A 23,668-nucleotide genomic window follows, 5' to 3' on the forward strand; every position below is an offset into this window, starting at 1 on the left:
TTTTTTTTGCCCTGACACCGCCATAAAAGACGGAGAACGCCATGCTCCACCAACACACTCCCGCAGCGAGCGGTGATGAGCTCGATCTCGACGGCCACGGCCTGACGCAGCTCGACGAGTCGCCGTTGGCCGGCCACGCGCTGCGCAAGATTAGCCTGTACGACAATCTGCTGACGGCCTTCCCCACCCCGATCTTCCGGCACCGAAATCTGCGGGTGCTGAATATCTCCTGTAATCAGCTCGACCGCCTGCCGCCGGAGATTGGCCAGTTGCAACAGCTCGAGATGTTCGACTTTGGCCACAATCGCGCAAGCGAACTCCCCGAAGAACTGGGGCAGCTGCATCGGTTGAAATACCTCTATCTGAGCGATAACGGCTTTAGCGAGCTGCCGCGCTCGCTGGCGCAGCTGCAGCAGTTGGTTTACCTCAACGCGACCGACAACCATTTAACCGCTTTACCACAGGCAATACCGAGGCTTGTTGCATTGCAGGAGCTGCGTTTATACAACAACCGCATCGGCAGCCTGCCCGCCGAAATCGGGCAACTTCGCGCGCTGCGCGAACTGCATATCATGAAAAATGCCCTGACTTCGCTGCCGGCGGAAATGGCTCAGCTCGGTGAGCTGGAGATACTCGACGCGGCTAACAATGCCATCGCCGAGCTGCCGCAGGCCTTCTGCCGGCTGCCGCGGTTGAGCGAGCTGAACCTGCGTTTCAATCAGCTGTCGCGTCTGCCGGAAAATACCGGCGAGCTGACGGCGCTGAGAAGTCTGGACCTGCGCGCCAACCGCCTGAGCGACCTGCCGGAAAGCCTCGGCGAACTGAGCCGCCTGCGCAAGCTGGACCTGCGCTGGAATGATTTCACCCGCACGCCTAAAGTCGTCGACATCCTGCGGGCTCGCGGCTGTATGGTGCACATCTGAAGAGACGCCAGCCGGGTTGTGGCCCGGCCGGCGTTAGCGGGAGACAGGATTAACGATACAGATCGTCGCGCGAGTAAGGTTCAATCTCCCCTTCCTTGCGCGTCTTCAGCAGTTTGAGGATCCAGGTGTACTGCTCCGGGTTCGGGCCCACCAGATTTTCCACCTCTTCGTTCATGCGGCGGGCAATGCGCGGATCGTCGGCTTCGGCCAGGTCATCCATCGGCTCGCGGATATAAATGTCCAACATGCTGGTTTTGCCGTCGTACACCGGGAATAAAGGCACGATCGCCGCACGACACACTTTCATCAACCGGCCTACCGCCGGCAGCGTCGCCTTATAGGTCGCGAAGAAATCGACGAACTCGCTGTGCTCGGCGCCGTGATCCTGATCGGGCAGATAGTAGCCCCAATACCCCTGCCGTACCGAACTGATAAACGGTTTGATGCCGTCGTTCCGCGCGTGCATGCGGCCGCCGAATTTACGCCGCACGGCATTCCACAGGTAGTCGATCAGCTGATTACGCTGATTGTGGAACATCGCGGCCATCGGTTGGCCGCGCGCGGCCATCAGCATCGCCGGCACATCCACCGCCCAGCCGTGTGGCACCAGGAAAATGACGTTGCGCCCTTCCGCCCGGATCTTGTCCAACACCTCTTCACCGTGCCAACGCACGCGCTTGAGCACTTTCTCGGGCTTGGTGCAGGCCAGTTCCGCCATCAGCACCATCGACTGCGGCGCGCAGGCAAACATCTGGTCGATGATGTGCTCGCGTTCGCTTTCCGGCAGCTCCGGCAAGCAATAAAGCAAGTTGATGCGGGCACGACGGCGTGCGCCCTTCGCCAGCTTGCCGGCCAGTTTGCCGACCGCCCCCAGCACCGGATCGCGTAGGCGCGCAGGTACCAGCGAAATGCCGGCCATCACGCCGGTTCCCAACCACACGCCCCAGTAGCGCGGATATAAAAAGGCTTTCTGAAACTGCGGGATGAACTCTACGTTCGATTTCTTCTCGTTTTGCATGCACATGCTCTTCGCTTAGCGATTCGGCTAATCATAATTGCCATCACCGATTTTGCAATTAACAACCGCGAACCGCCCAGATAAAACAGCATCGGCCCGCAATCAGGCCGATGAAATTGACGGCGCCGAAGCGCCTGAAAAAGGGGGTATTAATCCAGCTGCAGCTGAGGAACCACTTCCTTCACCTGCGCCAGATAATCGCTGCGGTCTTTGCCGCTCAGCCCTTCGGAACGCGGCAGCTTGGCCGTCAGCGGGTTCACCGCCTGTTGGCCGGTCCACAGTTCAAAGTGCAGGTGCGGCCCGGTGGAACGCCCGGTGTTGCCGGAAAGCGCAATGCGATCACCGCGTTTCACCTTCTGGCCCGGTTTCACCAGCAGTTTTTTCAGGTGCATATAGCGCGTGGTGTACTGGCGACCGTGACGGATCGCCACATAGTTGCCCGCCGCGCCGCTGCGTTTGGCGATCACCACCTCACCGTCACCGACCGCCAACACCGGCGTGCCGACCGGCATGGCGAAATCGACGCCCTTGTGCGGCGCCACGCGGCCGGTCACCGGGTTCACGCGACGCGGGTTAAAGTTGGAGGAGATGCGGAACTGTTTCATGGTCGGGAAACGCATGAAGCCGCGCGCCAGGCCAGAGCCCTGGCGATCGTAGAATTTGCCGTCTTCGGCGCGGATCGCATAGTAATCTTTGCCGCCGGTGCGCAGACGCACGCCCAACAGCTGGCTTTGCGATTTTTTACCGTCGAAATGCTCGCGCGACATCAGCACGGAGAACTGGTCGCCTTTGCGCAGCTTGCGGAAATCGAGCTGCCACTGCAGCGCCTTGATCACCGCATTGATTTCGTTACGGCTCAGCCCGGCGTCGCCGGCGCTGCTGACGAAGCTGCCGTTGACCCGGCCGCTGATCACGTTGTTGCGCCATTCCCCCTGCTGCGCCTCTTTCGACTCTTTGAAGCTATTGCCGACGCGGTCATAGGTGCGGGTTTCGCGGCGGGAAACTTCCCAGGTCAACTGCTGCAGATCGCCCGCATCATTGACGGTCCACGACAGCTGTTGGCCGATCTTCAGATTACGCAGATCGCGGTTTTGCGAAGCCAGCAAGGTGACATCCGACATATCGATGCCGTACTGCGTCAGAATGCTGCCGAGGGTGTCGCCGGTGGAAACCACATATTCATGCACGCCATCGTCGCCGGCATCTTTTTGATCCAGCTCATCCTGCGGGATTTCGTCATCGGGGGTGGGTTGGTCGGCATCAATCGGTTCACTGGCTTCGGGGAGCAATGACCGCATCTGGCTGGATTCTAACTCGACGCTCTTGGCAATGGGGTTGTGTTCTGGGTGGTAAACAAAAGGCCGCCAAACAGCGACGGCCAATGTGACGACTGTCAGCGACCCCAGCATGACGCGGTGGGGCCGTGGCAGGTTGTTATACGCCAGAGCGATAGTTCGGACTATCTGCTGCACTCGATAATATCCTCATAAGCTTTACTTCAGGCAGCTCACGTACTGGTTTGACAGCTGAGTCAGGAATTTCCCGTAGCTGTCCTTCCCCAGCGCGATGCCGATGCCCAGCGGGTCCAGCGTTCCGGAACGCACTTTGGTACCCTTGGCGACGGCATTGATTACGGCCGGCCTGAATTGTGGCTCAGCAAAAACGCATACCGCTTTCTGCTCAACCAACTGTGTTCGAATTTGGTGTAGGCGCTGTGCTCCAGGCTGAATTTCGGGATTGACGGTGAAATGGCCCAGCGGACTCAAACCGTAGTGTTTCTCAAAGTAGCCGTAAGCATCATGAAAAACAAAATAACCCTTACCTTGCACAGGCGTAAGCATGTTACCAACATTTTTGTCAGTTTGCGTCAGCAGATTCTCGAACTGGCGCAGGTTTGCGTCTAATTTGTCCTTATTTTGCGGCATAAGTTCCAACAATCTGTCGTGAATCGCGATCGCGGTCACTTTTGCTATCTCCGGCGACAGCCAAACGTGCATATTGTACTCGCCGTGATGATGCCCATGATCGTCATCGGCATGGTTATGCGCTTCGCCTGCATGTTCATGATCGTCGTCATCTTCGCCTTTCATCAGCAACGGCTTCACCGCCGGCAGTTCGCTGATGGCCAGCTTGCGGGTTGCCGAGATCGGCACCAGCGCCTTGTTCAGGAACGCCTCCATATCCGGCCCGACCCACAGCACCAGGTCCGCAGAGCGCAAACGCTGAATATCGGAAGGACGCAGCGCAAAATCGTGCGGTGAAGCGCCGTCCGGCAGCAACACCTCGGTCGGCGTCACGCCGTCGGCGATGGCCGATGCGATAAAGCCTAGCGGACGAATCGAGGTCACCACCGCAGCGGAAGCGCTGCTCAGCGGGCCGGCCATCAACAGTGCGCTGGCCAGCAGCGTGCGCTGCAGCCATTTATTTTTCTTTGCCATCATCAGTAATCCCATCGTTTTCATCAACAAGGCGTGATATTATAACATTCGCTTCGTTCTGCAACCTGTAATCTCGAGATGTCTACACTGATAACGCTAAAAAATATCTCCGTCGCCTTCGGCAGCCGCAAGGTGCTGTCGAACATTTCCCTCAGCCTGCAACCCGGCCGTATTCTCACGCTGCTGGGTCCGAACGGCGCGGGCAAGTCTACGCTGGTGCGCGTGGTGCTGGGATTGGTCAAACCGACCGCCGGCACGCTGGAGCGTGAGCCCGATCTGCGCATTGGCTACGTGCCGCAAAAGCTGCACCTCGACGCCACCCTGCCGCTGACCGTCAGCCGCTTTATGCGTCTCAAGCCCGGCGTAAAGAAAGCCGACATTTTGCCGGCGCTCAAGCGCGTGCACGCCGCTCACCTGCTCGACCAGCCGATGCAAAAGCTCTCCGGGGGAGAAAACCAACGCGTGCTGCTGGCGCGAGCGCTGCTGAACAAACCGCAGCTGCTGGTGCTGGACGAACCCACGCAAGGGGTGGACGTCAACGGCCAGCTGGCGCTGTACGATCTCATCGATCAGCTGCGTAAAGAGCTGGGCTGCGCCGTGCTGATGGTCTCGCACGATCTGCATCTGGTGATGGCGAAAACCGACGAGGTCTTGTGCCTTAATCAGCACATCTGCTGCTCCGGGGCACCGGAGGTGGTGTCGATGCATCCCGAATTCATCGCCATGTTCGGCAACCGCGGCGCAGAGCAACTGGCGGTGTATCGCCACCATCACAACCACCGTCACGATCTGCAGGGAAGAATTGTTTTGAAGAAAACCGGGAGCCGCGAAGCATGATTGAACTGTTACTTCCCGGCTGGCTGGCCGGCGTGCTGTTGGCTGGCGCCGCCGGGCCGCTGGGTTCCTTCGTGGTCTGGCGCCGCATGTCCTACTTTGGCGATACCCTGGCGCACGCCTCGCTGCTGGGCGTCGCCTTTGGCCTGCTGCTGGACATCAATCCCTTCTATGCGGTGATCGCCATTACGCTGCTGCTGGCTTTGGCCCTGGTGTGGCTGGAACGCCGCCCGCAGCTTTCAGTGGATACCCTGCTCGGCATTCTGGCCCACAGCGCCCTGTCGCTCGGGCTGGTGGTGGTGGCGTTGATGTCTAACGTGCGGGTCGATCTGATGGCCTACCTGTTCGGCGATCTGCTGTCGGTCACGCTGAGCGATATCCTGATGATCGCCGGCGGCGTCGCCGTGGTGCTGCTGGTGCTGTGGTGGCAGTGGCGCGATCTGCTGTCGATGACCATCAGCCCGGAGCTGGCGCACGTCGACGGCGTTAACCTGGTGCGCGCACGCACCGTGTTGATGCTGGTCACCGCCTTGACCATCGGTCTGGCGATGAAATTCGTCGGTGCGCTGATCATCACCTCACTGCTGATCATTCCGGCCGCCACCGCTCGCCGCTTCGCGCGCACGCCGGAACAGATGGCCGGCGTCGCGGTGCTGCTCGGTATGGTGGCCGTCACCGGCGGCCTAACCTTCTCGGCGTTTTACGATACGCCGGCCGGCCCTTCGGTGGTGCTCTGCGCAGCCGTGCTGTTCACGCTGAGCCTGTTCAAAAAACAGCAGGCCTGATTAAAACCGGGATATGACAAGGGCCGCAGATGCGGCCCTTTTTTATGACGGGTGGAAAACTTATGCTTCGCGCTCGAGCCCGAAGTGCCGGTAGGCATGCTGCGTCGCCAAGCGGCCGCGCGGCGTGCGCTGGATAAAGCCCTGCTGGATCAGGAACGGCTCGATCACGTCCTCGATGGTTTCGCGCTCTTCGCCGATCGCCGCCGCCAGGTTGTCCAGCCCGACCGGGCCGCCGGTAAACTTGTCGATAATCGCCAGCAGCAGTTTGCGATCCATATAGTCGAAGCCTTCGGCATCGACGTTGAGCATATCGAGCGCCTGCGCCGCCACCGAACCGCTGATCACCCCGTTGGCGCGCACTTCGGCGAAGTCGCGCACCCGGCGCAACAGACGGTTGGCAATACGTGGCGTCCCCCGCGCCCGGCGCGCCACTTCATGGGCCCCCTCGTCGGACAGTTCCAACCCCAGGCACCCGGCGCTGCGCGAGACGATGTGCTGCAAATCCGCCACCTGATAAAACTCCAGCCGCTGGACAATGCCGAAGCGATCGCGCAGCGGCGAGGTCAGCGAGCCGGCGCGGGTGGTAGCGCCCACCAGCGTGAACGGCGGCAGATCGAGCTTAATCGAACGCGCCGCCGGCCCTTCACCGATCATGATATCCAGCTGGTAGTCTTCCATCGCCGGATACAGCACTTCTTCCACCACCGGTGACAAACGGTGGATTTCGTCGATGAACAAGACGTCATGCGGTTCGAGGTTGGTCAGCATCGCCGCCAAATCGCCCGCCTTCTCCAGCACCGGGCCGGAAGTGGTGCGCAAATTCACGCCCATTTCGTTGGCCACGATGTTGGCCAGGGTGGTTTTCCCCAACCCTGGCGGGCCAAAGATCAGTAAATGGTCGAGCGCGTCGCCGCGCTGCTTGGCCGCCTGAATGAAGATCTCCATCTGCTCGCGCACGTGCGGCTGGCCGACGTATTCGGTCAGCAGCTTGGGACGAATGGCGCGATCGAGGATCTCTTCTTCGTTGATCGGTTCGGCGGAAATCAGGCGATCGGCTTCAATCATTATCTACCCCTTTTCGGCCTTACAGGGCGGCGCGCAGCGCGTCGCGGATCAGGGTTTCGCAGTCGGCGCCCGGCTTGGCAATCTTGCTGACCATGCGGCTGGCTTCCTGCGGCTTATAGCCCAGCGCCACCAGCGCCGAAACGGCCTCGGCTTCCGCGTCCACATCCGGCGCTTTGTCGGCGGCGGACGGCAGGCTGATCTCGCTGCTGCTGTTGAACAGGTCGCCGTTAAGCCCTTTGAAACGGTCTTTCATCTCGACCACCAGGCGCTCGGCGGTTTTTTTGCCCACGCCCGGCAGCTTGACCAGTGCAGTGATCTCTTCGCGCTCTACCGCGCTGACGAACTGCTGCGCGGACATGCCCGACAGGATCGCCAGCGCCAGCTTAGGCCCGACGCCGTTGACCTTGATCAGCTCGCGGAACAGCGCGCGCTCCTGCTTGTCGTTGAAACCGTACAGCAGCTGCGCGTCTTCACGCACCACGAAGTGGGTAAACACGATGGCCTCTTGCCCCAGTTCCGGCAGCTCGTAAAAGCAGGTCATCGGCATGTGTACCTCATAGCCCACGCCGTTCGCCTCCAGTAACACCAGCGGCGGCTGCTTTTCCAGAATATTTCCTCTGAGACGACCTATCATTTACCCTCCTGCAGAATGACCGGGCATGGCGCCCTGCCATGCCGTTGCTGGTAAAGCTTATAACATAAAAAAGGCTGGATGAATATCCAGCCTGAGCAATCATCGCTTTGCGTCAGCGCAAACGCCCGCGCGCCAGGTTCAACCGCCCTTCGCTCATCCGCAGCACGTTCTGGCTGAGGTGGCAGTGGGTGATGGCGATGGCCAGGGCATCGGCGGCGTCCGCCTGAGGGTTGGCCGAGAGTTTGAGCAGCGAGCGCACCATGTGCTGTACCTGCGCCTTTTCGGCCGCGCCGGTGCCGACCACGGTCTGTTTGACCTGCCGCGCCGCATACTCGAACACTTCCAGATTCTGATTCACCGCCGCCACGATCGCGACGCCGCGCGCCTGGCCGAGCTTGAGCGCCGAATCCGGGTTCTTGGCCATAAACACCTGTTCGATGGCGAAGAAATCGGGCTGAAACTGGGTGATGATCTCACTGACGCCGGCGTAAATCAGCTTCAGCCGCGTCGGCATGTCGTCCACCACCGTGCGAATGCAGCCGCTGGCGATATAGCTCAACTGACGCCCCTGCTGGCGGATAAGGCCATAGCCGGTGACGCGTGAGCCGGGATCGATACCGAGTATGATCGCCATATCTACATCCACCTTGCATGCACGGCGCCGCCGAACGGCGGCGCCCGTTTTACCGGATTACAGCGTCGCCGCCACTTCGTCGGAGATTTCACCGTTATGGTAAACTTCCTGCACGTCGTCGCAGTCTTCCAGCATATCGATCAGGCGCAACAGCTTAGGCGCGGTTTCCGCGTCCATGTCGGCCTTGGTCGATGGGATCATCGACACTTCCGCCGCTTCGGCTTCGAAGCCCGCCGCGGTCAGCGCGTCTTTCACCGCGCCCAGGCTTTCCCAGGCGGTGAACACGTCGATGGCGCCATCGTCATAGGTCACGATGTCTTCCGCACCGGCTTCCAGCGCCGCTTCCATCACGGTGTCTTCATCCAGGCCCGGTGCGTAGGTGATCACGCCCTTCTTGGTGAACAGGTAAGCCACGGAACCGTCGGTGCCGAGGTTGCCGCCGCATTTGGTGAAGGCGTGGCGCACTTCCGCCACGGTGCGATTGCGGTTGTCGCTCAGGCATTCGATCATGACGGCGGTGCCGCCAGGACCGTAACCTTCATAGATGATGGTTTCCATATTGGTATCATCATCGCCGCCCACCCCGCGCGCAATGGCACGGTTCATGGTGTCGCGCGTCATGTTGTTCGACAGCGCCTTGTCCATCGCCGCGCGCAGACGCGGGTTGGAATCCGGATCGCCGCCGCCCAGCTTGGCGGCCGTGACCAGCTCACGAATAATCTTGGTGAAAATTTTACCGCGCTTGGCGTCCTGCGCCGCTTTACGGTGCTTTGTGTTGGCCCACTTACTATGACCTGCCATAAAAAAATCTCCGAAAAAAACTACTGGACTGAATTGATCACGAACTCTTCAATCGCCTGCTGATTGCTCCATGACTTGGTTAACTTCACGGCCTCGGCCGCCTCAAGCCATTGGTAAGCGTGATGTTCGGTAATCACCGGATCGCGCTCCTCGGGCAACGCCAGACAGAACCAGTGCTCTTTATTGCGCGTGGTTCCCGGCGCATAGCGATGTCGCAAATGGACAAAGAGTTCAAACTCCACGCAGCGCTGGCAATCGAACAACGGCAGGTGCTCTGCTTCGATATCGATGCCGACTTCTTCCATGACTTCACGCTGCGCGGCATGCGGCGGCGACTCATCCTGTTCCAGGCTGCCGGTGACCGACTGCCAGAACTCGGTATCGTCGCGCCGCTGTAACATCAGCACCCGACCACTGGATTTCGCGTAAATCACTACCAGGACAGATTCAGGGCGCTTGTAACTCATCACTCGCTCTCTTGTTCCGCACCGGCTTTCTTTACCACGCTGATAGCCAGCTCCTGCAGCGACGCCGGGTTGGCGAAGCTCGGTGCGTCGGTCATCAGACAGGCCGCCGCGGTGGTTTTCGGGAAGGCGATGACGTCGCGGATGTTGTCGGTGCCGGTCAACAGCATCACCAGACGATCCAGGCCGAAAGCCAGGCCGGCGTGCGGCGGCGTACCGTACTTCAACGCGTCCAGCAGGAAGCCGAACTTCTCGCGCTGTTCGTGTTCGTTAATGCCCAGAATGCTGAACACCGTCTGCTGCATTTCGCTGCGGTGGATACGCACCGAACCGCCGCCCACTTCGTAACCGTTGATCACCATGTCATAGGCGTTGGCGATGGCGTTGACCGGCGCTGCCGCCAGCTCTTCCGGGCTCATGTCGCGCGGCGAGGTGAACGGGTGGTGCATGGCCGCCAGGCCGCCCTCTTCGTCTTCTTCGAACATCGGGAAGTCAACCACCCACAGCGGTGCCCAGCTGTCGAGTTGCGTCAGCGCCAGATCGCGACCCAGCTTCAGACGCAGCGCGCCCATCGCATCGGTGACAATCTTGAAGCTGTCGGCGCCGAAGAACAGGATATCGCCGGTCTGCGCATCGGTGCGCGCCAGGATCGCTTCCAGCACGTCCGCGCTGAGGAATTTGGCGATCGGGCTCTGCACGCCTTCCATGCCGGCGGCGCGGTCGTTGACTTTCAGCCACGCCAGGCCTTTGGCGCCGTAGATGTTGACGAAAGCGCCGTACTCGTCGATCTGCTTGCGGGTCAGCTGTGCGCCGCCCGGTACGCGGATCGCCGCCACGCGGCCTTTAGCGTCGTTGGCCGGGCCGGAGAAGACTTTAAACTCGACGTCTTTGACCAGGTCAGCCACGTCCACCAGCTCCAGCGGGTTACGCAGGTCCGGCTTGTCGGAGCCAAAGCGACGCATCGCTTCGGCGAAAGTCATGACCGGGAAATCGCCCAGATCCACGCCCTTCACGTCCAGCCACAGTTCGCGCGCCAGTTTCTCCATCACTTCACGCACCTGATCGGCGGTCATGAAGGAGGTTTCGACGTCGATCTGGGTGAATTCAGGCTGACGGTCCGCACGCAGGTCTTCGTCACGGAAGCATTTGACGATCTGGTAGTAACGATCGAAGCCGGACATCATCAGCAGCTGTTTGAACAGCTGCGGGGACTGCGGCAGCGCGTAGAATTTGCCCTTGTGCACGCGGCTCGGCACCAGGTAATCGCGGGCGCCTTCCGGCGTCGCCTTGGTCAGCATCGGCGTTTCGATATCGAGGAAGCCGTGGCTGTCCATGAAGCGGCGAACGAAGCTGGTGATTTTGGCGCGGGTCTTCAGACGCTCGGCCATTTCCGGGCGACGCAGATCCAGGTAGCGGTATTTCAGGCGCGCTTCTTCGCTGTTGACCTGGTTGGAGTCCAGCGGCAACGGCTCGGAGCGGTTGATGATTTCCAGCGCGTGGGCGAACACTTCCACTTCGCCGGTGGCCATATCTTTATTGATCTGGCTGTCCGGACGCGCACGCACGGTGCCGACGATCTGGATGCAGAACTCATTGCGCAGGTCGTAGGCCTTGTCGAACGCCACTTTCTGGTCCGGATCGAAGAACACCTGCACGATGCCTTCGCGGTCGCGCATATCAATAAAGATCAGGCCGCCGAGATCGCGACGACGATTGACCCAACCACACAGAGTGACTTCCTGGCCCACGTGGGACAGATTCAACTGCCCGCAATATTCAGTACGCATACGCTATCCTTTTACACAGCCGATGCCGCGCCGGGCTACTGCGCCCCTGTCGCGCGGCTGTTATCTGATAAATTCTACTTGTTACCCGGTTTAAAATCCGTCGCATACCAGCCGGTACCCTTAAGCTGGAAACCGGAGGACGAGATCAACTTGGTCAACGCGGGCTGCCCACACGCCGGGCAGTCTGCCAGCGGCGCATCGGAAAATTTTTGCAATTTCTCTAACCGATGGTTGCAAGCACCACATGCATATTCATAAATCGGCATAGGTCGTTGGATTAAAGAGTGTTGAAAAAAGGGAGTCATTATAAAGGAAATTCATCCGCCCGATAAGTGCGAACACAGCATTGTTACTGCACTAAATGGCGCGTTTTTGTTCGAATCAACACATCGATTAACAAATTTCCCATTAACCTGCGACAGTTTTTTCACGTAGCCTGATTCTCCCCCGGTTTTGCGCCGTACGCTGCTCGCCTGGCGCGCCGAACATCTTTTATCCACTTCGCAACGAGATGAAATCCATGCTGAAACTTGACGCCCAAACCACCGCCCTGGTGCTGATCGATTTGCAAAACGGCATTCTGCCCTACGCCGGCGGCCCGCACAGCGCCGACCAGGTGGTGGCGAACGCCGCCCTGCTGGCCGCGCGTTTTCGTCTGCTGGGCGCGCCGGTGCTGCTGGTGCGCGTCGGCTGGTCCGACACCTTCGCCGAAGCGCTGAAACAGCCGGTGGACAAACCGGCTCCCGCGCCCACCTGCGGCTTGCCGGCCAGTTGGTGGGAGTTCCCCGCACCGCTGGCGGTCAATGACAGCGATATTCTGGTCACCAAACGCCAATGGGGCGCCTTCTACGGCACCGATCTGGATTTACAGCTGCGCCGCCGCAGCATCAAATCCGTGGTGCTGGGCGGCATCTCCACCAATATTGGCGTAGAGTCCACCGCTCGCGCCGCCTGGGAACACGGCTATGAACTGGTGATCGCCGAAGACGTCTGCAGCGCACAGAACGCGGAAATGCACCGCTTTGCTTTCGAACACATCTTCCCACGTCTGGCACGGGTGCGCGACACCGGCGAAATTCTTGCCGCGCTCGAGCGGTAACGTTAAGTTGTAGCCTGATGATCTAAGTAAAGGAAGTCGACGCCGTGATCTACATCGGATTGCCGCAGTGGCAACATGCGGCCTGGAACCGCATCGGGCTGCGAGACTTGGCGGATTACAGCCGCTACTTCAACTGCGTGGAAGGTAACACCACCTTCTACGCGCTGCCGAAGGTGGAAATCGTGCAGCGCTGGCGCGACATGACCGGCGACGATTTTCGCTTCTGCTTCAAATTCCCGTCGGACATCAGCCACAAGGCTGCCCTGCGTAACTGCGCCGCCGAGCTGCAGGCGTTTTACCACTGCCTGAGCCCGGTGCATCAGCGCATCGGCCAACTGTGGCTGCAGCTGCCCGCCGCCTTCGGCCCTGACGAGCTGGCGCGCATGTGGCAATTCTTCGAAAGCCTGCCGAAGGAATTCACCTACGGCGTTGAAGTGCGTCATCCGGCGTTTTTCGCCAAGGGCGACGCAGAGCGTGCGCTGAATCAGGGGTTGCACCAGCGCGGCATCAATCGGGTGATCCTCGACAGCCGCCCGGTGCATCACGCCGCCCCCCATACCGCCGCCGTGCGTGATGCGCAGCAGAAAAAACCGAAGCTGCCGGTGCATGCACTGGTCACCGCCGACCAGCCTCTGGTGCGCTTTATCGGCGGCGATCAGCTGGCCGACAACCTGCGCTGGTTCGAAGCCTGGCAGCAAAAACTGCCGCTGTGGCAGCAACAGCATCAGCCTTATCTGTTTATTCATACGCCGGACAACGGCGATTCGCCCCAGCAGGCGCAAAAAATTTGGCAGCAGCTACGCCTGGCGATCCCCAATTTGCCTGCGCCACCGGACTGGCCGGAACAGGATGCACTGTTTTGACCTATTAATCTGACCAATAACATCAAATATTTCCCCGCGACAGTGAATACAATGACGGCTATGATGCTGGCTGCCAGTTTTGGTTAGGGAACGGAGTTAAAAATGGTAAGCGCGCTTTATGTGGTGCTCGGCGCATTGTTGTTGATCAAACTCTCTTATGACGTAGTCAGATTAAGGATGCAGTACCGCGTAGCCTACGGAGACGGCGGTTTCTACGAATTGCAGACCGCCATCCGCGTGCATGGCAACGCCGTTGAATACATTCCGATCGCTGCCGTATTGCTGGTGATCATGGAGATGAACGGCGCGGAAATCTGGATGATTCACCTCTGCGGCCTGATGCTGATGGCCGGGCGGCTGGTGCATTACTACGGTTTGCGCAACCGCGAGGTTCGCTGGCGCCGTTCAGGCATGGCCGCGACCTATATCTCTTTGCTGTTGATGGTTCTGGCAAATATCTTCTATCTGCCCTGGGATCTGATTTTTAGCCTGCATTGATCCCGTTTTATCATCAGGCGGCCGCGCCGCCTGCTTCCGCTCCGCTTTTTTGCGCTTTTCTGTTAGACTACGCAGCTTCGAATTCTGAACTGATTTGCCGCTATGCCAAACCGCGATACCCTTTTCTCCGCCCCCATCGCCAAATTGGGCGACTGGACCTTCGACGAACGCGTTGCCGAAGTGTTCCCGGACATGATCCAACGCTCCGTTCCCGGCTATTCCAACATCATCTCGATGATCGGCATGCTGGCCGAACGCTTTGTGCAACCCGACAGCCGGGTGTATGACCTGGGCTGCTCGCTGGGCGCGGCGACGCTGTCGATGCGGCGGAATATCAAGGTGCCCGGCTGCAATATTGTCGCCGTCGACAATTCACCGGCGATGGTAGAACGTTGCCGCCGCCATATCGATGCCTTCCGCGCCGAGACGCCGGTCAGCGTCATCGAAGCCGACATTCGCGACATCGACATCGAGAACGCCTCGATGGTGGTGCTGAACTTTACGCTGCAGTTCCTCGAACCGGCCGATCGCCTGCGCCTGCTGGAGAAAATTTATCGCGGCCTGCGCCCGGGCGGCGCACTGGTGCTGTCGGAAAAGTTCAGCTTTGAAGACGCCGAAGTCGGCGAACTGCTGTTCAACATGCATCACGATTTCAAACGCGCCAATGGGTACAGCGAGCTGGAGATCAGCCAAAAACGCAGCATGCTGGAAAACGTGATGCTGACCGACTCGGTAGAGGCGCACAAGGCGCGCCTGCATCAAGCCGGGTTCGAGCATGCCGAAGTGTGGTTCCAATGCTTCAACTTCGGTTCGCTGATCGCCCTGAAAGCGGGGGATGCGCAATGATCGAGTTCGGTGACTTCTATCAGCACATTGCCAAAAGCCCCCTCAGCCATTGGCTGGACACTCTGCCTGCGCAGCTCAGCGCCTGGCAACGCGAATCGCTGCACGGCAAATTCAAACAGTGGTTCAACTCGGTCGAACATTTGCCGACGCTGACCCCCACCCGCCTCGATCTGCTGCACGGCGTACGCGCCGAGATGGAGCCCGCCCTGTCGCCGGGCCAGCTCGAGGGCATCGAGAAAATGCTGCGCACCCTGATGCCATGGCGTAAAGGGCCGTTCTCGCTGTATGGCATCGATATCGATACAGAATGGCATTCCGATTGGAAATGGGATCGCGTGCTGCCGCACATTTCTCCGCTGGCCGGCCGCACCATTCTCGACGTCGGCTGTGGCAGCGGCTATCACCTGTGGCGCATGATCGGCGCCGGCGCACACTTCGCCGTGGGTATCGATCCGATGCAGCTGTTCCTGTGTCAATTTGAAGCCGTGCGCAAACTGCTGGGCGGCGATCAGCGTGCCCACCTGCTGCCGCTCGGCATCGAGCAGTTGCCGGATTTGGCGGCATTCGACACCGTGTTCTCGATGGGGGTACTGTATCACCGCCGCTCGCCGCTCGATCATCTCTATCAGCTGAAAAATCAGCTGGTGGCTGAAGGTGAACTGGTGCTGGAAACGCTGGTGGTGGAAGGCGATCGCCACCAGGTGCTGGTGCCGGGCGATCGTTACGCGCAGATGCGCAACGTGTATTTTATCCCTTCCGCCGAGGCGCTGAAATGCTGGCTGGAGAAGTGCGGCTTCGTCGACGTGAAGATCGCCGATATGTGCGTCACCAGCCTCGACGAGCAGCGCCGCACCGACTGGATGACCAGCGAGTCGCTGGCCGAATTTCTCGATCCGAACGATCGCAGCAAAACGATCGAAGGCTATCCGGCACCCCTGCGCGCCGTGCTGACCGCCAAAAAACCCTAGCGTTCGCATATCGGGCCGGCCTGCGCCGGCCCGAATTTACCCGTTGTCGACATCGACAATCCGCAGCTCATACACCATGGTCGCGTTCGGCGGGATCTGCGGCGCATAGCCCGTTTCTCCATACGCCAACGCCGGCGGCACCACCATCGTCAGCGAGCCATGGTTTTTCAGATGGCCGATTGCCTCGCGGAACAACGGCGGATAGGCGGAGAGCGGCTGTGACATCACCTTCCCACTGCGATCCATATCCTGAATCACGCTGCCATCGGTTAAACTTTCCTTCACCACGATGTCCACCCGCGCGTTTTCCTTAATGGTTTCATCACCCGTATAATCGATGCGATACCAGAAACCGGAAGGCGACTTCTGCGTGCCCTTCTTCTTTTTGAACTCGGTGACGAAGGCCTCTCCCTTGCTGGTCTGCACCTTAGCCGCCTGGTTTCTGGCATCGTTCACCGCTTTTTCCGACTCCGCCAGCGCGCGGGTCAACTGCGCATCACTCAGTTGGTAATGGCCGTTGAAGGTATCGATCACGCCCGCCAGCAGCACGATCTTATCGGGATTGATGCCCCAATTTTTACGCTCCGCCAGCATCGTTTGAATATCGCGCCCCAAAGCGACACCGGCAGCATAGCTCTGTTGCTCCGGTTTTTTCTTGAGCGACTGCGTATCCGGCAGCCATTTGGCCCGCGATCTCAGCCCGTCCAGTTCCTCACGCAAGGCTTGCTGCGCCTGATGGGCGGCCGCCAGCTCCGTTGCCGTTTTATCCGCCTGCTGCGTCGCTTTATCTCGCTGCTGCACAGCCTGCGCGCTTTCTGTCGTTGCCGTTACCAGGCGTTGTTCCAGCGCCTTAGCCTGTTCGGTTTGCGTCTTGTTTTTTTCCTGCAGCTGCGCCAGTTGCTGCTGCAGTTCACCTGTCGCCTTGGCGGTTTCAGCCTTCTGCTGTTCCAGCGCCGTCTTCAGGCTTTTCTCTTGCCGCTCTGCCTGTTGGCGTTGGCCATCACGCTCTTTCTGCAGCTGCGCCAGTTGCTGCTGCAGTTCACCCGTCGCCTTGGCGGCTTCGGCCTTTTGCTGCGCCAGCGCCGTCTTCAGGCTTTTCTCTTGCTGCTCTGCCTGTAGGCGTTGGACATCCTGCTCTTTTTGCCGCTGCGCCAGTTGCTGCTGAAGTTCGCCTATCGCCTTGGCGGCTTCGGCCTTCTGCTGTTCCAGCGCCGTCTTCAGGCTTTTCTCTTGTTGCTCGGCCTGTTGGCGTTGACCATCACGCTCTTTCTGCAGCTGCGCCAGCTGCTGCTGAAGTTCGCCCGTCAGCCTGGCAGCCTCGGCCTTCTGCTGTTCCAGCTCAGCGGCGGCCGCTTTTTTATCCTGCTCATAACGCTGGCGAGCTTTATCGTTGGTGGTCTTGGCCGCCGCCAGTTTCTCCTGCCAAGCCTTATCCGCCTGCTCAGGCAACGCCGCCAGCCGTTGTTCCAGCAAGGCAATGCGCCGGTCGCGCTCCTCGGTTTGCTGCTTTTGCCGCGCTAACGCCGCCTGCGCTTCGGCGATCTGCGCCTGAGCCTTGCGCTCCTGCGGCGTCAGGTTCAGCGCCTGTCTTACGCCGCTGGCGAAGTCGCTCAACACGCTCAAATCAGGCGCCGGCGTCGGTTTATCGGCAGCGGTCAGGGACGACGCAACCCGCAACGCGGTCAGCTCCTGCTGCAGGGATTGAAGAGCGGCTTGCTGTTGCTCCAAGCGAGTCTCTTTCTCGCGCAGCGTCTTTTGCAACTGCGCCAGTTGCTTTCGCTGTGAGCTCGTTTCACGAGTTTGAACCGGCCGGGACGCCGGCTTTTGGCTTTCCTGGGATGGGGTAACCACGGTCTCGGCTGCCGGCGCGTCCTGGCGCTGGTAACGCTCGGCAAACTGCAATAATGCCGGCACATCGTCATCCGCCCCGGCCACCACGGGCGCAAACGCCAGCGGTATCATCAGGCTCAGTAATGCCTTTCTTGCACGAGGGGTCATTGGGCGCGTTCTCCGCGTTCAGCCAGGCCGGTCATCATGGCAGAACTGATGTCCGCGCAAAGACGGCTGGTGCGATAACGATACAGGGCATCGACGGTTTCCTGCGTGCCCGTGTTGACCCGCTGGCGTACCCCGGCATACTGCGCGGCGCCGCCCATCAAGGTATCGAATTCACGTTTGAATTTTTGGTATTTTTCGTTATCCATGCCGCGCATGGCATCCAACTCGCGCTGGCACTGCTGCATGCGCTCGGCCTCACGCTGCCGTTTGTCTTGTTCCGCAATTTCTTCTGCGCTGGGGGGCTGGCTTAATGTAGAAACAGGTCGCTTGGCGGTCTGGCAGCCGCTCAGGGCCAACGTCAGTAAAAGCGCCGCGCTCAAACAGTGTGCCGTTCGGGTCATTATCGTTATCTCCTTGTTTAGTCCGCCGTTAACGCGCCCTGCGGCTGCGCCGACGGCTCTCCTCAATTGATGCTGTGATGTTCCGGCCATAAGGCAGGCGATGAACAGGTAAAAATACCGGCGCGGTGACGAGCGGCAGAACGCAAATCATTCACCACGGCAATAAATACCAAAAAATCATTTAATATGATGATATTTAAAGGATTTTAACTCACAAACTTATCAGCAGGGCATGGCGAGCGCAAGAAGATATGGGGGACAGTTCGACCGAGAAACCGCCTTTAAACGGACACCGCGTCTTTGCAAAACATAAAAAAAGCCCCGGCAAAACGCCGGGGCCTGGTACTTGCGCAATCGCCGAGAGCTCAGTGACACGCAAAGGGGTCTTACGGCCCGGAAACCGGTTTTCAAACGCGGTTAGCTGCGTGTTTATGCGCTTTGCGCCAGAGGATCAACCAAGGCCAGCGCGTTTTTCATCGCCTCCACCATTTCGCCATCCACGCAATAATGGCTAAATTCGTCAAACTCGTTATCGGAGCACATAGTGACGCCCGCCTTGCGGTAACGCATGGTCGACGGCACCAAATGGCCGGAAGAGCTGTGCAGTTCATGCAGGCCGATATCGACAAACTTGTGCAGATTGCTGAGACGCACGCCGGCACCCGCCATGATCACCGGGCCGTGACTGGCCTGGCGCAAATCGCGCAGCAGCGGCAGGCCCAGTTCGGCGCTCTGCTGTTGGCCGGAGGTCAGAATGCGCGCCACGCCCAGCTCGGTCAGTTGTTCCAACGCCACCATCGGATTCTGGCACATGTCGAACGCGCGATGGAACGTCACCGCCATGCCCTCGCACAGCTTCATCACTTCGCGCATGCGCGGCAGATCGATGTGCCCTTCTTCGTCCAGCATGCCGACCACTACGCCGGGGAACCCCATCTCGCGGATCTGGCGGAGATCCTGTTTGATCACCTCGAAATCCACCGTGCCGTAGCAGAAATCGCCACCGCGAGGACGAACGATCGGATGCACCGGGATCGCAACCCGCTCGCGCGCCAGACGCAGCGTGCCATAGCTCGGCGTCAATCCCCCCTCGCTCTGGCTGGCGCACAACTCGATGCGATCGGCGCCTGCCCGTTCGGCCGTCAGCGCGCAGTCGACGCTAAAGCAACAAACTTCCAGTTTTATCATTGTCACCCCCAGATAACGGCCAACATACGGCGGCAATTGTTCATTTCTTCATTTCTCACGTAGGCTCATGCTTAGGCATAAACCGGCTCAGGGTTGTAACTATGGCATTCAATTTTGATCAATGGGTAGACCGCAGTCACAGTGACAGCGTTAAGTGGGATAAATATCGCGACCGCGACATTATTCCGCTTTGGGTCGCCGACAGCGATTTCACCTCACCGCCGGCGGTGATCGAAGCCTTGCAGCGCCGCGTGGCGCACGGCGTATTCGGCTACACCCAGCCATCCCCTGATCTTATTGAGGTTTTTACCCGCCGCATGGTAGAGCGCTACGGCTGGCACATCAAGCCCGAATGGATCATTTTCCTGCCTGGGCTGGTGTGCGGTCTGAACCTGTGCGTGCGCGCCTGCACCGAAGAACACCAGAGCACGCTGGCCCCCTCTCCCATTTATCCGCCGTTTCGCAAAGCGGCTAAATTCGCCGGGCGTAAACACCTCTCGGTGCCGCTAACGGCGGTAGGCCAACGTTGGGTGTTGGACTTCCCCGCGATGCGTGATCGGCTTAGCGGCAACGAGAAGCTCCTGTTGCTGTGCAACCCGCAGAATCCCGGTGGCACCGTTTATCGCCGGGATGAGCTGTTGCAGCACCATCAGTTCGCTCGCGAACACGATTTAATCGTCTGTTCCGATGAAATCCACTGCGAGCTGCTGCTTGAACCCGGCGTGCGGCATACCCCTTTCGCCACCCTGAATGACGATGCGGCCCAACGCAGCGTGACGCTGATGTCGCCGTCAAAAACGTTTAATCTCGCCGGGCTGGGCGCTTCACTGGCGATCGTTCCCAACGAAGCGCTGCGACAAAGGCTGAAACGCGCGCGCAGCGGCATCGTGCCGGAGGTCAATCTGCTGGCGCTGGTGGCGGCGCAGGCGGCTTATCAATACGGGCAGCCTTGGCTGGACGAGCAGCTGATTTATCTACGTGCCAATCGCGATCGGCTGACCAAGCGCATCAACGCCATGCCGGGGTTGACGGTTTTGCCAATCGAAGCCACCTACCTGGCGTGGATCGATTGCAGCGCTTTACCGGTGGACAACCCGCATCAGTTCTTCGAACGTGCGGGCGTAGGATTAAGCGCCGGTTTGGATTTCGGCGATCGGCGCTTTGTGCGGCTTAACTTTGGTTGCCGGTGGGCCCTGCTCGATGAAGCGCTCGATCGCATGGCGCGAGCCTGTGCGGCACTGCCTGGCTAACCTTGCTCGCTGGCGACGATATCTCGAATGGAATAAGGATGAAACTTGATCGTCACCGTTCCGTCGGTGATGGCCAGCGTCGGGTTCGGTAGCCGTTCGCCCTCGCCTTTTGGCGAGCTTTGCTTCAGTTTGATCCCCGGGGTCAGCAGCGCTTCATCGGCAAGGAGGCTCAACGCCCGAGCGTGCAGCGTCTGCGGATCGCCACTGAGCACTAATTCGACGTGTTCCCAGCCTTCGTGCGGATAGCGTTTCTCCCCGGGATACGGCAGCTCGACGCAGTCTATCTGCCACGGCCCCACGGCCAGCGGCTGCGACAAATCGAACAGACAGATAGGTCGCCCGTTGATCATCGACTCGGACAGCAGTGTCCCGCACTGCATCAGCCCCTGGCGCCAGCGTTCGGCAGTGGCGTTCTGATGACAGCGCAGAGAGATGTGATCGGCGGTAAACGCGGCCAGATCGAGCCGCAATTTGGCGGCAAATTGATGCAATGCCTGCTCGAAACGCGGCAGGTCAAGCACCAGGTCGTCCAGCTCGGCAATGGCCTGCAAGGGGGTGATCATAGAAACCTCAAAACAACGGAACGCATGTGAAACGCCGTAATTTACACGGTGGCGGCAGCGCTCGCCACCGTTGCGAGGTTTTTCGGTTACCGTTAAGAATGATTTTCGACTGTGTGCATGGGGAATAGAAACCTGAGAACTTATTAATATGACAGCTTATAAAATAAACAAAAAAAATAAAAAATAAGATTTTTCGCAGTTCATTAAACCCTTTTATCATGACGCTATGATTTAAGTTATTTTACACAAAATCGTACATGGCATGCAGGTCAAACTGATTGAATAGGTTGGCTTACTCAAGTCTTTCCCACTCATCAAAGCCGCACAAAATACGATGCACAACCTATTGTAAAAAAAGACAATAAAATCCAAAAACCGATAAAAATCTAAGGATTATCTTAATTTAACCCCGAGCAATTGATTCATCGAGGCAACTCAGCTACTTTGGAGGAAATTTAAATTCGAGATGATTATTATGTTATTACTGACGATTTCCTTGGTGTTGATAATTATCGCCGTATACGCCATCTACCGTCATTTTAAATCCCGCAGCACCAACACGCTGGATGCCAGACGCCACAATAAAAAACGTTAGTCTCCTAATCCTCTCCGCTACACGTTTTCTTTCATTCATCCTGCCTTTCCGCTTTCGGCCATCAACGCGCCGCACCCGACAACAGTTTCATCGCTGCGGCCGCGCCAACTGCTGACGGGCTCCGTCAGATCGGTTACAATTGCAGGCTGTTTTGTGGAGGTCGCCCATCGTGCCCGCCACCGTTGAATCCCACAGGGGTTGGCTTCAGCCCCTCGTTCGTCATTAAGGTAACCCGGTGAATATTCAGGTTCTTCTTTCAGATAAAGTCAGCCAGGCGCTGATCGCCGCTGGCGCGCCAGCCGATTGCGAAGCGCAGGTCCGCCCATCCGCCAAGGCGCAGTTTGGTGATTACCAGGCCAATGGCGTGATGTCCGTCGCCAAAAAGCTGGGCATGCCGCCCCGTCAACTGGCGGAAAAAGTGGTGCAACTGCTGGATCTCGGCGACGTCGCCGCTAAAGTGGAAATCGCCGGCCCCGGCTTTATCAACATTTTCCTGAACAGCGACTGGGTCGCGCGCCAGGCCGATCGGGTGCTGAACGCACCGAAATTGGGCATCGCACCGGTTGAGCCGCAAACTATCGTAATCGACTACTCCGCGCCGAACGTGGCGAAAGAGATGCACGTCGGCCACCTGCGCTCCACCATCATCGGCGACGCCGCGGCACGTACCCAAGAGTTTCTGGGCCATAAAGTGATCCGCGCCAACCACGTCGGCGACTGGGGCACCCAGTTCGGCATGCTGATTGCCTACCTGGAAAAAATGCAAAATGAAAACGCCAGCGACATGGGCCTGTCCGATTTGGAACAGTTCTACCGCGAAGCCAAGAAGCATTACGACGAAGATGCCGAGTTCGCCGAGCGCGCGCGCGCTTACGTCGTGAAGCTGCAGGGCGGCGATCAGTACTGCCTGAAAATGTGGCGCAAGCTGGTCGACATCACCATGGCGCAAAATCAGCTGACCTATAACCGCCTGAACGTCACGCTGACCGAAGACGACGTGATGGGCGAAAGCCTGTATAACGCGATGCTGCCGGGCATCGTCGCCGATCTGAAAGCCAAAGGGCTGGCGGTGGAAAGCGAAGGCGCTACCGTGGTGTTCCTCGACGAATACCAGAACAAGGACGGCGATCCGATGGGCGTCATCATCCAGAAAAAGGATGGCGGCTACCTCTACACCACCACCGACATCGCCTGCGCCAAGTATCGCTACGAAACCCTGGGTGCCAATCGCGTCCTGTATTACATCGACTCCCGTCAGCATCAGCACCTGATGCAGGCGTGGACCATCGTGCGCAAGGCCGGTTACGTGCCGGAGTCCGTCTCGCTGGAACACCACATGTTCGGCATGATGCTGGGCAAAGACGGCAAGCCGTTCAAAACCCGCTCGGGCGGTACGGTGAAGCTCTCCGACCTGCTGGATGAGGCCATCGAACGTGCCGAACAGCTGATCGCCGGCAAAAATCCGGATATGCCGGAAGACGAAATGAAAACCGTGGCCCGCGTGGTCGGTATCGGCGCGGTGAAATACGCCGATCTGTCGAAAAGCCGCACCACCGACTATGTCTTCGACTGGGATAACATGCTGGCCTTCGAAGGCAATACCGCGCCTTATATGCAATACGCCTATACCCGTGTGGCATCGGTATTCAAACGCGCCGGCATCGACGAAACCAGCCTGACGCTGCCGCTGACGCTGACCGAAGAGCGCGAAATTGCGCTGGCCACCCGCCTGCTGCAGTTCGAAGAAGTACTCACCACCGTCGCGCGTGAAGGCACGCCTCACGTCATGTGCAGCTACCTGTACGATCTGGCCGGCCTGTTCTCCGGTTTCTACGAGCACTGCCAGATCCTTAACGCCGACAGCGAAGAAGCGCGTCAGAGTCGCCTGAAGTTGGCGCTGCTGACCTCGAAAACGCTGAAAACCGGTCTGGATACGCTGGGCATCGAAACCGTCGAACGCATGTAAACTGCGCCGCCCAGAAAGCAAAAAGGTCGCCTAGGCGACCTTTTTTGTAT

Annotated in this window: 24 protein-coding genes; 10 read left to right on the forward strand and 14 right to left on the reverse strand. The window is 59.0% G+C overall.

Features of this window, described 5'->3' with window-relative positions; all coding sequences use genetic code 11:
• Nucleotides 1–41 precede the first annotated feature (41 nt).
• Nucleotides 42–923: a leucine-rich repeat domain-containing protein gene (locus C3F38_RS16405; protein WP_038877140.1), complete on the forward strand. Its 882-nt coding sequence runs from the start codon at nucleotides 42–44 to the stop codon at nucleotides 921–923.
• A 49-nt stretch (nucleotides 924–972) separates the two neighbouring features.
• On the opposite strand, the gene lpxM is transcribed toward C3F38_RS16405, so the two are convergent.
• The 3 genes from lpxM to znuA all read right to left on the reverse strand — a co-directional run bounded on the left by lpxM (nucleotide 973) and on the right by znuA (nucleotide 4,379).
• Nucleotides 973–1,941, reverse strand: coding sequence for a lauroyl-Kdo(2)-lipid IV(A) myristoyltransferase (gene lpxM / locus C3F38_RS16410; RefSeq protein ID WP_055316768.1), 969 nt, complete (start codon nucleotides 1,939–1,941; stop codon nucleotides 973–975).
• 149 nt (nucleotides 1,942–2,090) lie between these two features.
• On the reverse strand, nucleotides 2,091–3,413 hold the full coding sequence (gene mepM, locus C3F38_RS16415) for a murein DD-endopeptidase MepM (RefSeq protein WP_038877136.1): 1,323 nt from the start codon (nucleotides 3,411–3,413) through the stop codon (nucleotides 2,091–2,093).
• A gap of 21 nt (nucleotides 3,414–3,434) precedes the next feature.
• Nucleotides 3,435–4,379 (reverse strand): zinc ABC transporter substrate-binding protein ZnuA, encoded by a 945-nt coding sequence (gene znuA, locus C3F38_RS16420; protein ID WP_038877353.1) that lies wholly within the window; start codon nucleotides 4,377–4,379, stop codon nucleotides 3,435–3,437.
• 78 nt (nucleotides 4,380–4,457) lie between these two features.
• On the opposite strand from znuA, the gene znuC reads away from it, so the two are divergent.
• Nucleotides 4,458–5,216, forward strand: a complete 759-nt coding sequence (gene znuC, locus C3F38_RS16425; protein ID WP_004932357.1) for a zinc ABC transporter ATP-binding protein ZnuC — start codon at nucleotides 4,458–4,460, stop codon at nucleotides 5,214–5,216.
• Nucleotides 5,213–5,998 carry a zinc ABC transporter permease subunit ZnuB gene (gene znuB / locus C3F38_RS16430; protein WP_038877132.1) on the forward strand — a complete coding sequence of 262 codons (786 nt, stop codon included), beginning with the start codon at nucleotides 5,213–5,215 and terminating at the stop codon, nucleotides 5,996–5,998. Before znuC ends, znuB begins: the two co-directional genes overlap by 4 nt.
• Nucleotides 5,999–6,058: 60 nt before the next feature.
• Here znuB and ruvB read toward each other — a convergent pair whose 3' ends face one another.
• The 7 genes from ruvB to C3F38_RS16465 all read right to left on the reverse strand — a co-directional run bounded on the left by ruvB (nucleotide 6,059) and on the right by C3F38_RS16465 (nucleotide 11,688).
• A complete protein-coding gene (gene ruvB, locus C3F38_RS16435) occupies nucleotides 6,059–7,063 on the reverse strand; it encodes a Holliday junction branch migration DNA helicase RuvB (RefSeq protein ID WP_038877130.1) in 1,005 nt (334 codons plus the stop codon).
• 19 nt (nucleotides 7,064–7,082) lie between these two features.
• Complete coding sequence (ruvA, locus tag C3F38_RS16440; protein ID WP_038877128.1) at nucleotides 7,083–7,697, reverse strand: Holliday junction branch migration protein RuvA; 615 nt, start codon at nucleotides 7,695–7,697, stop codon at nucleotides 7,083–7,085.
• Between the two features lie 112 nt (nucleotides 7,698–7,809).
• Nucleotides 7,810–8,331, reverse strand: a complete 522-nt coding sequence (gene ruvC / locus C3F38_RS16445) for a crossover junction endodeoxyribonuclease RuvC (protein ID WP_004932367.1) — start codon at nucleotides 8,329–8,331, stop codon at nucleotides 7,810–7,812.
• 57 nt (nucleotides 8,332–8,388) lie between these two features.
• Nucleotides 8,389–9,132 (reverse strand): YebC/PmpR family DNA-binding transcriptional regulator, encoded by a 744-nt coding sequence (locus C3F38_RS16450; RefSeq protein ID WP_033647638.1) that lies wholly within the window; start codon nucleotides 9,130–9,132, stop codon nucleotides 8,389–8,391.
• Nucleotides 9,133–9,152: 20 nt separating this feature from the next.
• Nucleotides 9,153–9,599: a dihydroneopterin triphosphate diphosphatase gene (nudB, locus tag C3F38_RS16455; protein ID WP_055316770.1), complete on the reverse strand. Its 447-nt coding sequence runs from the start codon at nucleotides 9,597–9,599 to the stop codon at nucleotides 9,153–9,155.
• Complete coding sequence (gene aspS, locus C3F38_RS16460; RefSeq protein WP_038877125.1) at nucleotides 9,599–11,383, reverse strand: aspartate--tRNA ligase; 1,785 nt, start codon at nucleotides 11,381–11,383, stop codon at nucleotides 9,599–9,601. Before aspS ends, nudB begins: the two co-directional genes overlap by 1 nt.
• A 74-nt stretch (nucleotides 11,384–11,457) precedes the next feature.
• Nucleotides 11,458–11,688 carry a zinc ribbon domain-containing protein gene (locus C3F38_RS16465; protein ID WP_320204121.1) on the reverse strand — a complete coding sequence of 77 codons (231 nt, stop codon included), beginning with the start codon at nucleotides 11,686–11,688 and terminating at the stop codon, nucleotides 11,458–11,460.
• Nucleotides 11,689–11,903: 215 nt separating this feature from the next.
• On the opposite strand from C3F38_RS16465, the gene C3F38_RS16470 reads away from it, so the two are divergent.
• The 5 genes from C3F38_RS16470 to cmoB all read left to right on the forward strand — a co-directional run bounded on the left by C3F38_RS16470 (nucleotide 11,904) and on the right by cmoB (nucleotide 15,657).
• Complete coding sequence (locus tag C3F38_RS16470) at nucleotides 11,904–12,482, forward strand: hydrolase (RefSeq protein ID WP_038877352.1); 579 nt, start codon at nucleotides 11,904–11,906, stop codon at nucleotides 12,480–12,482.
• Nucleotides 12,483–12,529: 47 nt separating this feature from the next.
• Nucleotides 12,530–13,345, forward strand: coding sequence for a DUF72 domain-containing protein (locus C3F38_RS16475; RefSeq protein ID WP_100247399.1), 816 nt, complete (start codon nucleotides 12,530–12,532; stop codon nucleotides 13,343–13,345).
• Nucleotides 13,346–13,447: 102 nt separating this feature from the next.
• The gene (locus tag C3F38_RS16480) at nucleotides 13,448–13,843 is read left to right on the forward strand and encodes an MAPEG family protein (protein WP_004932387.1); all 396 of its coding nucleotides are present in this window, start codon (nucleotides 13,448–13,450) and stop codon (nucleotides 13,841–13,843) included.
• Nucleotides 13,844–13,945: 102 nt separating this feature from the next.
• Nucleotides 13,946–14,689, forward strand: coding sequence for a carboxy-S-adenosyl-L-methionine synthase CmoA (gene cmoA, locus C3F38_RS16485; RefSeq protein ID WP_038877120.1), 744 nt, complete (start codon nucleotides 13,946–13,948; stop codon nucleotides 14,687–14,689).
• Nucleotides 14,686–15,657 carry a tRNA 5-methoxyuridine(34)/uridine 5-oxyacetic acid(34) synthase CmoB gene (gene cmoB / locus C3F38_RS16490; RefSeq protein WP_038877118.1) on the forward strand — a complete coding sequence of 324 codons (972 nt, stop codon included), beginning with the start codon at nucleotides 14,686–14,688 and terminating at the stop codon, nucleotides 15,655–15,657. Before cmoA ends, cmoB begins: the two co-directional genes overlap by 4 nt.
• Nucleotides 15,658–15,693: 36 nt before the next feature.
• Here the strand turns inward: cmoB and C3F38_RS16495 are convergent, their stop codons facing one another.
• The 3 genes from C3F38_RS16495 to cutC all read right to left on the reverse strand — a co-directional run bounded on the left by C3F38_RS16495 (nucleotide 15,694) and on the right by cutC (nucleotide 19,244).
• The gene (locus C3F38_RS16495) at nucleotides 15,694–17,655 is read right to left on the reverse strand and encodes an FKBP-type peptidyl-prolyl cis-trans isomerase N-terminal domain-containing protein (protein ID WP_055316773.1); all 1,962 of its coding nucleotides are present in this window, start codon (nucleotides 17,653–17,655) and stop codon (nucleotides 15,694–15,696) included.
• Nucleotides 17,652–18,056 carry a hypothetical protein gene (locus C3F38_RS16500; protein ID WP_047730530.1) on the reverse strand — a complete coding sequence of 135 codons (405 nt, stop codon included), beginning with the start codon at nucleotides 18,054–18,056 and terminating at the stop codon, nucleotides 17,652–17,654. The genes C3F38_RS16495 and C3F38_RS16500 overlap by 4 nt, the downstream gene beginning before the upstream one ends.
• A gap of 429 nt (nucleotides 18,057–18,485) precedes the next feature.
• Nucleotides 18,486–19,244 carry a copper homeostasis protein CutC gene (gene cutC, locus C3F38_RS16505; protein WP_048234720.1) on the reverse strand — a complete coding sequence of 253 codons (759 nt, stop codon included), beginning with the start codon at nucleotides 19,242–19,244 and terminating at the stop codon, nucleotides 18,486–18,488.
• 101 nt (nucleotides 19,245–19,345) lie between these two features.
• On the opposite strand from cutC, the gene C3F38_RS16510 reads away from it, so the two are divergent.
• A complete protein-coding gene (locus C3F38_RS16510) occupies nucleotides 19,346–20,494 on the forward strand; it encodes a MalY/PatB family protein (RefSeq protein WP_038877113.1) in 1,149 nt (382 codons plus the stop codon).
• On the opposite strand, the gene C3F38_RS16515 is transcribed toward C3F38_RS16510, so the two are convergent.
• Nucleotides 20,491–21,057, reverse strand: a complete 567-nt coding sequence (locus C3F38_RS16515) for a VOC family protein (protein ID WP_094300735.1) — start codon at nucleotides 21,055–21,057, stop codon at nucleotides 20,491–20,493. The two genes, C3F38_RS16510 and C3F38_RS16515, sit on opposite strands and share 4 nt — an antisense overlap.
• Nucleotides 21,058–21,887: 830 nt before the next feature.
• Here C3F38_RS16515 and argS point away from each other — a divergent pair.
• Entirely contained in the window at nucleotides 21,888–23,618 is a 1,731-nt protein-coding gene (gene argS / locus C3F38_RS16520) for an arginine--tRNA ligase (protein WP_038877112.1), read from the forward strand.
• Nucleotides 23,619–23,668: the final 50 nt, after the last annotated feature.

Origin of the sequence: Serratia sp. SSNIH1, from assembly GCF_002935055.1 — a bacterium.
GTDB classification, from domain to species: Bacteria; Pseudomonadota; Gammaproteobacteria; order Enterobacterales; family Enterobacteriaceae; genus Serratia; species Serratia nevei.